This is a genomic window from Microcoleus sp. B4-C1, from assembly GCF_036705285.1.
Taxonomy (GTDB): domain Bacteria; phylum Cyanobacteriota; class Cyanobacteriia; order Cyanobacteriales; family Microcoleaceae; genus Microcoleus.
The window spans coordinates 18,848-32,333 of sequence record NZ_JAUBUC010000017.1; the positions used below are offsets into that span (position 1 = coordinate 18,848).

Sequence of the window (13,486 nt, forward strand, 5' to 3'; positions counted from 1 at the left end):
TAAGAAATACGATTCTACGCTGACTGTTGACTGTTGACTGTTGATTGTGAGTCGGAAAATTGATAACTGTTACATATTGGGTAGCCAGTTAACTCGACATGATTATCAAGCAAAGCTTGAAGAACCCAAATCTGGGGGTACATCCTGCCACCGCCCTTGTCCGACTGCTTGAATTGCTTCTTTTAGCAAGATATCGCCGGTATAAATTGCCCTACCGACGATCGCACTTTTGACACCAATTGGTTCCAAAGCCAGCAAACTCAACAAATCGGCGATCGAACTAACGCCACCGGAAGCAATCACCGGAATCGAAATAGCGTTAGCAATTTCGCGTAAAGAGTCCAAATTCGGCCCTTCCATAGTACCGTCACGGTGAATGTCGGTGTAAATAATTTCAGCCGCCCCTAACTCGGCCATTTTTTGCGCCAATTCTGTCGCTAAAACTTCCGAAGTTTCTAGCCAGCCTCTAGTAGCAACTTTACCATTTCTGGCGTCGATGCCAACCAGAATTCGATCGGGAAATTCGGCGCACAATTCGCCGACTAATTGCGGTTGTTCGACGGCGACAGTGCCGAGAATGACGCGCCGAACGCCTAAATTAAGGATACCAGCAACAGAAGCGCGATCGCGCATTCCCCCACCTACTTGACAGGGAACGTCTACTGATCGGACGATCGCTTCAATGGCTGCTTGGTTGACTGGATGACCGGCTTTAGCGCCGTCGAGGTCTACTAAATGCAGCATTGTCGCGCCTTCATTTACCCACTGTCTCGCGACTTCGACGGGGTTGTCGTTAAAAGTTTGAGACTTCGCGTAGTCTCCCTGATACAATCTGACGCATTTTCCATCCAATAAGTCGATCGCTGGAATTACATTCATGATTTTTGCTCAAATTGCTAATTATACCAGTTAAAAAACACAATGCAACTTTAACATCCCACCCATACATAATCATTTATTATAAATTTTATAAGCTAAAGTAAAACATTATTACCATTCGTTAATACCATTTATCTTTGACATTCGCAGCCGCTATTTAAATGAAACATAATCGCCGCAGAAAGCGTTGACCATAAAGGAGTATTGACATCGGCTTGTTGCAAAGCTTCGGCCGTCCAGTCGTTGCAAGTTTTCCAAATAGAGTAACTGCCTTTTGCTTCATAAAAACTATCGCTGTTGCCGTAGCCGTAGCTAATTTTAATTTTATTACCTGCTGCGTCTAATTGGAATGAATTTTTAATAAATTTTACCAGTCTCAGATAATTTTCGCCGCTAATTTTTACACATTTGGTTTCTATACTTTGGGGGAAAACCCGATAACTTTGAACGTGTAGGGTAGACGGAGTAGGGAGAAATAGAGCTTTGAAAGCTGTAACTGGGTTGATACTTGCTGATGTGGGAGTTTCCAACATAAAAGCTCGATCTCCCCAGCCAAAAGACAAATATTTATAATCATAATTCGCATCCCGCCCTATTTCTATTAGCGGTAAAAATTGATTCCAGTCAAAATATTTATTTTTAACTGGAACAATGATTTCGGTGTGAATGCCTTGGCTGGAAACGTATAGAGACATGGTGCAATCTGCTTGCGAGTAATTTCCCCACTTTGTGGGAGTGAGATAGCCAATTGTTAGGAAAGCGCTTAAAGATAAGATGACAATTCCTAAGCGCTGTATGCTTTTTCTCATTTTAACCGTGGGTTTCAAATTCTGGCTTCTGAGGGCGGGCGCTGCATCTTTGTGGGAAAGAATTCTTGCAAGGCAGAATTGCGCTGTTCCGGGGTTTCCTTCGCCCAATTCGACAAACTTTCGTAGAAAAAGAACGACACGCCAGCGAAATCTCTTTTTCGCACTTCTTGCACTTGTTCTTGAATTTGTTTGAGGGGAACAGAATTATTTTTAAGACCTGTTAAAATGCCGATCGCAGTTGGAATATTAAGTTTAGCCAGTTTAACTTCTTCCCGTTCCAGTTCGGCACTAAAACGCTTGATATCGCTGCGATAAACCTGCAACACAATTTCGTCGATGTAGCCGCGTCTTTCCCAGGTAAACCAGTCCTGCAAGTGGGCGGGTAAAGCAAAGTGAAAAGGGTTCGGAGATAAGCTGACAATACATTTTTCTTTGCGGGATTTGATGGCGCGGGAAACTCTGCCCACGAAGTCGTTGATTTTGTCAGCGCGCCAGCGCACCCAGAAGGTTTCGCGGGGGTCGTTGGAGGGAGGACTTTTGATTTGTTGCTGATACATTGACACGGTTAACGGCTCGTAGCCAAATTCTACGGGCAAGCCGAAATGGTCGTCAAATTGAATGCCATCTATATCATAATTATCGACAATTTCTAGAATTAAATCTGAGATGAATTGCTGGACTTCGGGATGAAAGGGATTCAGCCAAACTCGATCGTGTTTGCCTTCTTTCCAAATAGTTGAACCGTCGCGCCGCTGCGCCAGCCACTCTGGGTGAAGTGTGGCTAATTCCGATTCGGCGGGAGCCATGAAACCAAACTCAAACCAGGGGATTACTGCTATACCTTTTTGGCGGGATTGTGCTATAATTTCTTTGAGGATGTCTCGGTCTTTCAATCCGGGCGAGGGGTCGATCGACTGTCCGAATACTCGTTGGGCTGCATCGCTGGGATAAAGCGTATAGCCTCCTTGCCACACCGTGGGATAGATGGTATTAAAATTGAGTTGATCCAGTCGATTTACAGCGTCAATGATGTTGTTGCGGGAGAAGATAACGTCGCTGTCAATGTTAGTCAGCCAGACGCCGCGCAATTCGGTTGTTGGGGCTTTGGGCGGGGTTTGAGCCAACAAACGCGGGGATAATATGGCGGAGGAGGTAAGGGCGATCGTAAAAACAACTATTAAAGCCAGTATCCGCTGCCATTTGTGCAGTTTAATCATCAATTTGTCGCAAATATGATTATTTTTAGACTGATATTTTACCGTATAATTAGCTTGTTAGGGTGCGTCAGCTAGGGTTATTTGATTAAAAGTCGATCGAACATTTCCTGACGCACCTACTATTTTTGATATTATTGGGGGTCAACGATGGTACCCATAAATAATATTGTTCCTGTAGTATGGTCTTGAATGGCACAAAAGAATGGACGGTCTACATTCATTTGAAAAGGCACACCGAAGCTTACCTCCATTGAAGTCACTGCGGCTGCTTCTGTACCTTCTTCGTTCACTTCCACAAAGGTTTTGTGTTTTACTGAATCTACTGCTACGTTGTCATCAGTCATCGGAGAAAAGTCGGCTTTTGAGATATCAAAAATTCCTGCCATTCCCAAAGCTATGAGTGTGCTGTTGAGTTCAACTTCATACTCCATTTTGAAGCGCGGTATTTCAATTCTTCCATCTTCCCTCCCAAATTTCAAAAAGTGCATCCATTGATTCCAGTTTTCTGGTGTTAATTCCTGCAAGAAAGTTGCCAAATTGCTATTGGAATCGGGCAAGAAAATATACATAGCCAGAGCGCGTTCTTCTCCGTAAGGTAAACTGACTGCTTGAAATTTGTCTGTTTCGTAGTACCCATAACTGCCTGCCTGAGACATCATCGGATGCTGCTTGGAAGTGCCATCGGGCAAAGAGAAAGTTTTGTTGGCAGTTTGAGATTTATCAAAGGGCGTTTCCCAGTTGCCTTTGAAATAGATGGCGTTAATCAAAAACAAGAGTTGATCGGGGCTAATTTGATTGACTATTCGATCAATTTTTCCTTGAGTTTTTTGGCTTACCCAGTCGTTAATGATGCTGGGAGCTTGCGGATTCATAAAGTCGAGTTCGGTAAGATTAGCTTTGTAGTATTCTTGATTTGTTTGCAGAAATTCTGGTTTGAAGGAGAAGCCTTGTTTCGCCCAAAGCGAGTTGGCAATTGATACTTGGACAGTGGGGTCAACTTTCTGCAAACTATTTTGCAAAGCTTGATTTGCTGAGTTGATTTCTTGGGGAGTCATTCCCGTTAATTCGAGAACTTTTGTCATTTCTTGTTTCGTTTCTCCGCTTACTCCGTTGTATGTCATTGATAGTGCGAGGGCGACAGAAGTAGGGGAAATAAAGATATTTTGATTCGGCTGTTGTTTGCTGAGGGTGTTCAACAAGTTAAAACCAAATTTGGTATTAGCTGCAACAAGTCTGGCGTCTACATTTATCTGGTTGTTAGGGGGTGTCATGGCTAGTGCTTCTGAGTGATTGGGATTTGCGAGGTTGATTGCGTTAATTTTTAGTGGCGGCGCTAATTATGTGATTCTACCGGACATGATATCATATTCTATTGGTGAATTTTTTAAGAATAACCTTGCAGGTTCATGACTTTTCGATAGTGGGCTTCTATTTCACTTACTGTTTGCGATTGACGCTTGCTAGTCCACTCGCTGCGATCGAATAATTCCCGCCTCAAAGCATCAACATCGATCGTTTTCACCTTACCTTCTGCGACAATTTGCTTGCCGTTTACCCAAACGCTGTCTACCGCATTAGTCGGGCGTCCCAATATTAGCAAGCCGATCGGATCGGTGCGCGGCAGCAATGATAAACTGGTTAAATCATACAGCACAAAATCTGCTTTTTTCCCGACTGTCAGCGAACCCATTTCATCGGCGAGATTCAAGCCTTTTGCTCCTCCCAGCGATGCCATTTCTACAGACTGGCGCGGTGTAATCCATTGGCGGTAATCCAAATCCGTGATATTGTGCAAAATCGAACCAATTTTAATCGCTTCCAGCAAATCTTGAGAGTCATTGCTAGCAGCGCCGTCGCAACCAAAAGATACGTTTACTCCCGCTTGACGGTATTTCAAAATCGGTGCAATCCCGCTTCCTAGCCGCAAGTTGCTGAGGGGATTGTGTACGACTGTCGCTCCAGTTTCGGCCATAATCGCAATGTCGGAATCGTCCAGCCAAACGCAGTGCGCTAAGGAAGTTCGGGGACTCAAATAACCAATTTTTTGCAGGTGTTCGACAGCGCTACAGCCGTATTTTTCGTAAGCTAACTGTTTTTGAGCGGGGGTTTCCAAGAGGTGGGCGTGCCGACAAAGATTGTAGCGATCGCTCAAATCGATGCAGCCTTCAAACAAAGCATCGGAACACAGTTGAATTCCCGTCGGTGCCAACAACATATTAACACCTTTTTCGGGAGTGTGAAACTGTTTTATGGCTGTTTCCATTAATTCCAAAGTTGCCTTAGTCGATCGAATGTAAGCCGCGTGTTCGATACCGCTATCGCCCGCAGGCATTCCCGCTGTCAGGGATTCATCTTGAATTAACGGCCCGATAAAAGCGCGGATACCGATTTCTTGATAAGCGCGAACTGCTGCGGCGATTGTCTCTAATTCTTGCCCCGGAATCAAAACTAAATGATCGACTACGCTTGTACCGCCCGACAGCAATGTTTCTACCGCAGTTCCCAAGGCGCTCAAATAAACTTGTTCGGGATCTAGAGGTGTAAAATCGTATAATTCGGCAATCCACAACTCCAGCGGCAAAGGGGGAATAATGCCCCGCTGCCACATTTCTGAAGAATGAGTGTGCGCGTTGATAAAACCGGGCAGCAGCAGCTTATTTTTGCCGTTAATAACTGTTTGACCCCCCCTATCCCCCCCTTGGTAAGGGGGGGGATTAGAAGGGGGGTTCCCCCCTTGGTAAGCGGGGGAATTAGACGCGGGATTCCCCCCTTGGTAAGGGGGGGAATTAAAGGGGGGGTTATTGGGCGCGATCGCACTTATGCAATTATCCACCACTTGCACATCTGCCGTTTCATAACCGCTATCAACCGGAATTAAAGCATTTTGAATTGTAAAGCTCATAGATTTACCCTTTTTGTAAATTTACATTAATTTTTATTGTATGCTTCCAGGGCGCTAACATTTGCGATCGCCTGTAATAAAGTTAATAAATCCTAAAATTTCTCAAAAAGTTGCCACGGATACTTAATTATAGCAAAGATTTAAGATATGACAAGTTAGTAACCATCAAATAGTTATAAGATTGAAATTGTTTTTGAATCACAATCTATATGAATCCTGATTCTCTCCGCACCTTGGGCGTACCGCCGAATGCTTGGAAAGTTGATGCCAAAATTGCTGATATCACCCGATCGCCGATCGCGCCTCAACCTGTTACCCTGGAAACAGAAACTAAAACCCTGCGTTTGGACTTAGCAAAAGCAGCAATGTTGGTGATAGATATGCAAAACGATTTCTGTCATCCCGACGGTTGGCTAGCACATATCGGCGTAGATGTAACGCCCGCCAGAACTCCAATTAATCCTTTAACAAATTTGCTGCCCAAATTGCGATCGCACGCAGTACCAATTATTTGGATAAACTGGGGAAACCGCCCGGATTTGCTCAATATTAGTGCAGCTTCCCGTCACGTTTACAATCCCACAGGGGACGGCATAGGTTTGGGAGATCCGCTGCCAAAAAACAACGCACCTGTACTGATGGCAGGGAGTTGGGCGGCCGCAGTTGTCGATGAATTAAAACCCAAACCGGAGGATATTTGCGTTGATAAATATCGGATGAGCGGCTTTTGGGATACTCCTTTAGATAGTATCTTGCGGAACCTTGGCAGAACTACACTTTTCTTTGGAGGAGTAAACGCCGATCAGTGCGTCATGGCTACCCTGCAAGATGCTAATTTCCTCGGTTACGACTGTATTTTAGTCAAAGATTGTACAGCTACGACATCTCCCGAGTATTGCTGGCAAGCTACTCTTTATAACGTTAAACAATGTTTTGGCTTTTTGTCGGATTCTCAGGCTATGTTAGAAGCAATTAAATAGCAGTCATCAGGGGAGTATCCCTCTGGAGTATAAAAAGCGTTTTTTAGGAGTGCGAGAGTCCCGCACAGCAAAGCCTATATATCTCGCTTCCTGCTCTGACAGCGAACTCTCCTGTGAAATCAATAAACTTTGGAGGTTGAGCGGCGGACTAATGACTCTGGATTCTCACTAATGACAGCAGAAACATAACCACTGACAACTAACAATAAAAAAATGACAAACCAGTGCGTGATTCCTGTTATCAAGTCTCCGAAAGACTACCAAGCATTTCGCATCAGTCCGGGCGATACTAATAGATTAGCTATCGTCTTCGATCCGGTAATAGCTAATGTTTCATTAACAGTTTGCGTGGAGATTTTCGATGTGGGGGGCAAAACTCCTCCCAACCGCCATCAATTCGCAGTAGAAATGTTTTTTGTACTCAAAGGAAGAGGGCAAGCAACCTGCGACGGCAAAACAGTTAGTATTCAGCCTGGAGATAGTTTGTTAGTGCCCCCAACTGCCACTCACGTAATTGAGAATACGGGCAGTGGACGTTTGTACACTTTGTGCATCATGGTGCCGAATGAGGATTTTGTGGAACTAATTCGCAGCGGTACACCAGTCGAACTCGATGAGGAAGATATGAGAGTTCTTGGGCGATCGGATGTACTCGTATCGTGCTAGGTTTGTAGTATAGCAGTTTTTAATTGGATGAAATACAGGACACGGCATTGCCCAAAGCGTGTCAACTTAAGCTATCAGTCCGCCAGTCCTCCCGCGCACCCGCCATTCCGCCAGGGACTGAAGTCCCTGTCTAATAGCTAAAGTCCTCTAAAGAGGACTAATGAGTTGAAAAGTGTTTTTCTTAGTCCTCTTTAGAGGACTTTAGCTTTGAGGCAGGGGTTGAAACCCCTGCCGGAATATGGGTTGTACGTTAATTGGACACCAATGGGCAGTGCCGTGTCCCTACGAACAATTATCAGGTTTGTAGTAAGGATCTCAGTCCTTTATCAGAACTTTTTTATTTGATGTTTTGTAGGATTTATGCTGAAACTTTGTCAGAAAGAAACAGCGTCAATGCTAACTAAAGATGGGGTTCGTTTAGATGCTGACATCTACCGCCCCGATGCGGAGGGCGAATTTCCAGTATTATTAATGCGGCAACCTTACGGAAGGGATCTCGCCTCTACAGTAGTATATTCCCATCCCGCATGGTACGCGAAACACGGCTACATCGTTGTCATCCAAGACGTGCGGGGACGTGGCACTTCCGAAGGCGAATTTAACCTATTTGTTAGCGAAACACAAGACGGTTTTGATAGCGTCAATTGGGCAGCTAATTTGCTTGGAAGTAACGGCAAAGTCGGAATGTATGGTTTTTCCTACCAAGGCATGACTCAACTCTACGCGGCGGCTGCTAAACCGAGCGCATTAATCACAATTTGTCCGGCAATGGTAGGCTGCAATTTATACGCAGATTGGGCCTATGAAGGCGGCGCGTTTTGTCTGCAATCAAATCTCGGCTGGGCAATTCAGCTAGCCGCAGAAACCGCTCGCTTAAAAGCTGATATTTCTGCCTATCAAGCCTTGTATGCAGCTTCGAGAAATCTCCCGCTATACGATACCGTGCCGGCGCGTCCTGAGATTATTAAAAATCTCGCACCCGACTCATATTATCACGATTGGTTGCATAATTATCGACCGAGCGAGTATTGGGAAAAGTTATCGCCAAACATCAAAGATTTAGACTTACCGATGCTGCACATTGGTGGTTGGTTTGATACTTATTTGCGGGGAACAATCCATCTTTATAAGGAAATGGTGACCCGGAGTTCCTATCCGCAGCATTTGATAATTGGCCCTTGGGCGCATTTACCTTGGGGGCGAAAAGTGGGAGCGTTGGATTATGGTTTGGCAGCTTCAAATCCTGTGGATGAGTTGCAAATTCGCTGGTTCGATCGCTTCCTCAAAGGAGTTGATACAGGAATATTAGACGAGCGGCCGATTTCGCTATTTGAGATGGGGAGGAATGATTGGCAAAAATTTAATAAATGGCCTAATAATAATCATAAATCTTATTTTTTAGCAAGTAATGGACTTGCCGCGATGAGAGAAGATGCGGGTATTTTAACAGAGAGTTGCGCGGATGTTGGCACTGATGATATATTCGTACATGACCCTTGGCGGCCGGTGCCATCCTTGGGAGGTCACGCTGCATTTCCTGCCGGTGCGATCGAGCGATCGACTATTGACTGCCGCACCGATGTGTTAACATACACTTCGGCACCGCTAACAGCAGATTTGCACTTAGCTGGAGATATAATTGTCGAAGTATTTTGTACCGCCGGTGCGCCGAGTTTTGATATGTGTGCGATACTTTCTGAGGTCAAAGATAGCGGCAGCGTCTACAATTTTACTCAAGGTTATGTCCGGGTAAATTCAGATGAAACACCTGTGAGAATTGTGCTGCAAGCAACTTGTATGCAAATTGCCAAAGGTAATGCGTTGCGTCTGAGTTTGAGTGCGGCTTGTTTCCCCGCTTACGACGTGAATCCGGGAACGGGCGCGCCGGGCGGTGAAGCGCGGGCGATCGATGCTAAAATTATCACGCTGACAGTAACTTGTGGCGGGAATTGTCCGTCTCAAATTTGGCTGCCAATTGTCAATTAAACCTAAAACCTATCTAACTATGAGCGTTATTTTTCACATCACCCGCAGCCAACAGTGGGAACAAGCAAAACAAGTTCAATCCTATCGCGGCGATACGCTAGATACAGAAGGATTTATCCACTGTTCGACTCTGACACAAGTTCTTAGATCTGCTAATAAATTTTTTGTGGGACAAACAGGATTGCTGCTGCTTTGGATTGACTCGGACAAAGTGCAAGCTGAACTTAAGTATGAATTGGCTGCGGGTGAGAATTACGCGCACATTTACGGGCCGCTGAATGTTGATGCTGTGTTGAAAGTTGTTGAGTTTGAACCGGGTGCCGATGGCAAGTTTGAATTGCCGGAAGAATTAAAAAATGTTGTTTAAGATTCTGATTTTTTAGCATTGTAAACTAACTTTTTAGGGCGGGCTAGAAGCCCACCCCACGGGAAAGTTAAATTTTGTGGAACGGGCATCTTGCCCGTTCTAATTTCTGCAATATATCAATTTAAACTTACTGATTAACCAACTCTGCCGCCAATTTCAGCGCATCTTCGCGAGTCGCAATTCTCCCCTCAACCCGCGCTAATTGAATCTCCATCAACAATTGACCGATGCGCGGACTTCTGGGCAATTTCAAATATTCCATTAAATCATTGCCGCTAATTAATTGTGTCGGATGAGCAATAATATCATCAGCATCCAGATAGCGATTAATTAACAGTGAAATATCCTCAACCGCAACTCCTGCCGCCACGGCCAAAACTGCTAAAACTGGAAATGCTATTCCCACATCCCGAAACAGAAAATACTGTTCTCGCAAAGACATTTCCGCGATAGGTTTTGCTTGCAATTGTGGCAAGTATTTCAAAAGCCCGATCGCACTTTTAATCTCCGCATTGCTGTACTTCAACCGCAGCAACTGCGTTTCAGCAATTGTCGGGTCGGAATCTGCCAAAATAGCCAGCTTCGCGACAGCCAACAAAGGCGTTTTAATTGTATCTCGAATCTGATGCCCGAATTCCTTCCCTAATTCCGGGTAAATTGCCGCTAATTTGTCAGCAGATGCGTCAATTTTTGTCAAAATATCGAAACGGTCGATCGCACTTTCAAACCAAATCGAAAACAAACCGTCTTCGCAACCGCGACAAATCCAAGGAACACCGTCAGGATTACTCAACAAATAACCCAATTCCGTCCGCACCCGTTCCACCGCTACCCGACTCAACAACGGCGCTAATTCCCGAATCGCCGATTGAGTTTCAGGTTCGATCGCAAAACCCAACTGCGCCGCTTGGCGGTAAGCTCTTAATAACCTCAGCGGATCGTCCTCCAAATTTGACCGCGAAACCATCCGCAGCAAACCCAAGCGCAAATCAGTTTGACCGTCCAAAGGATCGATGATTTCTCCTGTAAAAGGATTGTAGGCGATCGCATTTATCCGAAAATCTCGGCGCAGCAAATCCCCCTCCAGACTCCCCCCTTCCGCTTGCGCCAAATCCACCGTACCGCCCGCAAACACCACCCGCGCAATTTGGCGTTCCGCATCCAACAAGACAAATCCACCTTTCGTGCGATCGGCAATTTTTCGAGCAGTTTTCACGGCCCGTGTTAGCATAACGAAATCCAAATCAAAATAGTGCGATCGGCGGCCCAGCAACGCATCCCGCACCGCACCCCCTACCAGATAAGCAGGCGGTGTCAGCAGTTCCAAATCAAACGGCCAAGTATCAGGAGATAATGAAGAGGGCAAATTAATCGGCATCGCAACAAAAATCTACTTTCCTTACAAACAATTAAACTCTTGCTACGCTAGATTAACAGAAAGCTCAAATTTCACCAATCTTTTTGAAATGCACAGAGGATATCAAGAATGTGTATTTGTATTAACTGCCACTATGTAGACCGCTGCTTCACCTACCACGCCGTAGAAGAACAGCACGAACAGCTTCACCTCACCGAAACACCCGATTTCGACCCCGTAGAACCCACCATCAACGTCAACATCCGTCCCCGCCAAGACGAAATTGAAATGGAATGGGATGTAGTTGGGTGTCAGAGTTTCAAGCAAGAGACCGGCAAATGGGCAAAATTGCGGCCAGGCGAACTCGTCCCGACTTAAGGAAGAAGTCATTAGTCAGTAGTCAGTAGTCATTAGTCATTAGTTATTTGTTGGTTGTTGGTTGCTATTTGTTGTTTTTTATAGGTTTTTTGTGAGTGGTTGGCGATAACAACCAATAACCAATAACCAATAACCAATTCCCAATGCCCGATGCCCGATGCCCGATGCCCAATTCCCCATTCCCCCTTCCCAATTAAAAATCTAAAATCTAAAATCTAAAATCTAAAATCCAATGTGCTATTGCTTAAACCCAACTTGTCAGAATCCGCACAACCCAGGGGATGCAGAATTGTGCCAAAGTTGCGGCTCAAAATTGTTGTTAACTCTTGACGCAGAAACACCATCAGCATCTCGCTACCGAACCGTAAAGCCGATCGGGCAAGGAGGCTTTGGCCGAACATTTCTAGCAGTTGATGAAACCAAACCCCTGATTTTTTCGCAGTGCGTAATCAAGCAATTTTTGCAGCAAAATACCTCAGCCGAAAAAGCCGCTCAACTATTTCACCAAGAAGCAGCCCAGCTAGAAACCTTGGGAAAACATCCCCAGATTCCCGAATTAATCGCGCATTTTGAACAAGACGGGAGACAGTATTTAGTACAAGAATTTATAGACGGCAAAAACCTAGCCAGAGAATTAGAACAAAAAGGAGCATTCACCGAAACTCAAATTCGGCAAATCCTCAACGATTTATTACCAGTGCTCCACTTCGTCCACAAATCCAAAGTTATTCACCGCGATATCAAACCCGAAAATATCATTCGCCGCCGGCTAACTCCAGCCCCTTTACCCGCCTTAGAAAATTCCTATCAACCCTCTCCTTTCCAAAAAGATATTGTTTTAGTAGACTTTGGTGCAGCTAAGAAAGTAACAGCAACCGGATTGCCGCAAACAGGTACAATCATCGGCAGTGCTGCTTATACAGCCCCAGAACAATTGATGGGAAAAGCAGTTTTTGCCAGCGATATCTACAGTTTGGGCGTTACCTGCATTCACTTGCTGACTGAAATTCCTCCCTTCGACTTGTTCGACAGCACAGAGGATTCTTGGGCTTGGCGAAATTATTTGAAGACTGCTGTTAGCGATGATTTCGGCCGCATCCTCGACACAATGCTTCAAAGTGCCACCAATCGGCGCTACAGTTCAGCATCAGCAGTCATCCGGCACTTGAACCCCAAACCGGTGTATTTAGACGCACCGCCGGTGCTAGACGCGCCGGAAACGCCCGCAGAACGGGTGCTTACACCTGCGCCCGGTGTGTCGCTTTTCACTCGCCAACAGCAAGCCGAAATTCAGCAAGCTTTGCAAGAGGATCTCGCCCCCTACAATGTTACAATCCAAGTCAGTCAAGCCAAGCAACAGCTCACTATCGTCATCAACAGAACCGAAGACAACCCCGTTTACTATCCGCACTTATCTCAAATAATTGCCACCAGACTCACCGATTTGCAGTTAAATAAAGTCGCAGCCGTGAAGCTGTTGGGAAGAGTCAACAATTCTCGCCGCCCGGAGTGGAAGCAAATATTGCAAATCGATCCCAAGATTCAATTGAGAAACAAACTGTTGCGGCTGCAACACAATCAATTACTCAAGAAAATCGCCTCTGTTACTACCCAAGAATTTTGGCTGCCGAAGTTGAAAACTCAGGATTTTTGGATAGATGCGCTAATGTTTGCGTTAGTTTGGTTTATCTTTGGCTCTCAAATAGTCATTTTTAATTCTTGGTTTGCGCTAATAGTTACGTCGGGTTTTATGACGGTGAAGCATCAAGTTTCCCAAAACAAAGAATTTGCCAATAAAAATTTATTTGCAAGTTTAGTAGTGCTGTTTTTGATGACTGGAGGAATGGGTAATTCTAGGATTTTAAATACGGGAATATTTGGCATTCTTTTGGGTTGCTTAGTTGTGGCTTTGCCTCTGTTTTTTGTTAAGGAAAATTATCAGTAA

Annotated in this window: 12 protein-coding genes; 6 read left to right on the top strand and 6 right to left on the bottom strand. The window is 45.0% G+C overall.

The window, feature by feature from the left end; all coding sequences use genetic code 11:
• Window positions 1–105 precede the first annotated feature (105 nt).
• The 5 genes from hisA to QUB26_RS09510 all read right to left on the bottom strand — a co-directional run bounded on the left by hisA (window position 106) and on the right by QUB26_RS09510 (window position 5,807).
• Window positions 106–879, bottom strand: coding sequence for a 1-(5-phosphoribosyl)-5-[(5-phosphoribosylamino)methylideneamino]imidazole-4-carboxamide isomerase (hisA, locus tag QUB26_RS09490; RefSeq protein ID WP_333237733.1), 774 nt, complete (start codon window positions 877–879; stop codon window positions 106–108).
• Window positions 880–1,010: 131 nt separating this feature from the next.
• The gene (locus QUB26_RS09495) at window positions 1,011–1,688 is read right to left on the bottom strand and encodes a TIGR02117 family protein (RefSeq protein ID WP_333237735.1); all 678 of its coding nucleotides are present in this window, start codon (window positions 1,686–1,688) and stop codon (window positions 1,011–1,013) included.
• Between the two features lie 14 nt (window positions 1,689–1,702).
• Window positions 1,703–2,905, bottom strand: a complete 1,203-nt coding sequence (locus tag QUB26_RS09500; RefSeq protein ID WP_333237737.1) for a glycoside hydrolase family 10 protein — start codon at window positions 2,903–2,905, stop codon at window positions 1,703–1,705.
• 131 nt (window positions 2,906–3,036) lie between these two features.
• Complete coding sequence (locus tag QUB26_RS09505) at window positions 3,037–4,176, bottom strand: serpin family protein (protein ID WP_333237740.1); 1,140 nt, start codon at window positions 4,174–4,176, stop codon at window positions 3,037–3,039.
• A 113-nt stretch (window positions 4,177–4,289) separates the two neighbouring features.
• Window positions 4,290–5,807, bottom strand: a complete 1,518-nt coding sequence (locus QUB26_RS09510) for an amidohydrolase (protein WP_333317686.1) — start codon at window positions 5,805–5,807, stop codon at window positions 4,290–4,292.
• Window positions 5,808–6,016: 209 nt separating this feature from the next.
• Here QUB26_RS09510 and QUB26_RS09515 point away from each other — a divergent pair, with 209 nt between their 5' ends.
• From QUB26_RS09515 to QUB26_RS09530, 4 genes are all read left to right on the top strand, one after another.
• Window positions 6,017–6,787: a cysteine hydrolase family protein gene (locus tag QUB26_RS09515; protein WP_333237745.1), complete on the top strand. Its 771-nt coding sequence runs from the start codon at window positions 6,017–6,019 to the stop codon at window positions 6,785–6,787.
• A 213-nt stretch (window positions 6,788–7,000) separates the two neighbouring features.
• Window positions 7,001–7,453, top strand: coding sequence for a cupin domain-containing protein (locus tag QUB26_RS09520; protein ID WP_333237748.1), 453 nt, complete (start codon window positions 7,001–7,003; stop codon window positions 7,451–7,453).
• 393 nt (window positions 7,454–7,846) lie between these two features.
• The gene (locus QUB26_RS09525) at window positions 7,847–9,439 is read left to right on the top strand and encodes a CocE/NonD family hydrolase (protein WP_333237750.1); all 1,593 of its coding nucleotides are present in this window, start codon (window positions 7,847–7,849) and stop codon (window positions 9,437–9,439) included.
• 19 nt (window positions 9,440–9,458) lie between these two features.
• Window positions 9,459–9,806: a DUF952 domain-containing protein gene (locus tag QUB26_RS09530; protein WP_333237752.1), complete on the top strand. Its 348-nt coding sequence runs from the start codon at window positions 9,459–9,461 to the stop codon at window positions 9,804–9,806.
• Between the two features lie 127 nt (window positions 9,807–9,933).
• On the opposite strand, the gene QUB26_RS09535 is transcribed toward QUB26_RS09530, so the two are convergent.
• On the bottom strand, window positions 9,934–11,184 hold the full coding sequence (locus QUB26_RS09535) for a CCA tRNA nucleotidyltransferase (RefSeq protein ID WP_333317688.1): 1,251 nt from the start codon (window positions 11,182–11,184) through the stop codon (window positions 9,934–9,936).
• Between the two features lie 108 nt (window positions 11,185–11,292).
• On the opposite strand from QUB26_RS09535, the gene QUB26_RS09540 reads away from it, so the two are divergent.
• Window positions 11,293–11,541 (top strand): Ycf34 family protein, encoded by a 249-nt coding sequence (locus tag QUB26_RS09540; protein WP_006632635.1) that lies wholly within the window; start codon window positions 11,293–11,295, stop codon window positions 11,539–11,541.
• Window positions 11,542–11,773: 232 nt separating this feature from the next.
• Window positions 11,774–13,486 carry a serine/threonine-protein kinase gene (locus tag QUB26_RS09545; protein ID WP_333317690.1) on the top strand — a complete coding sequence of 571 codons (1,713 nt, stop codon included), beginning with the start codon at window positions 11,774–11,776 and terminating at the stop codon, window positions 13,484–13,486.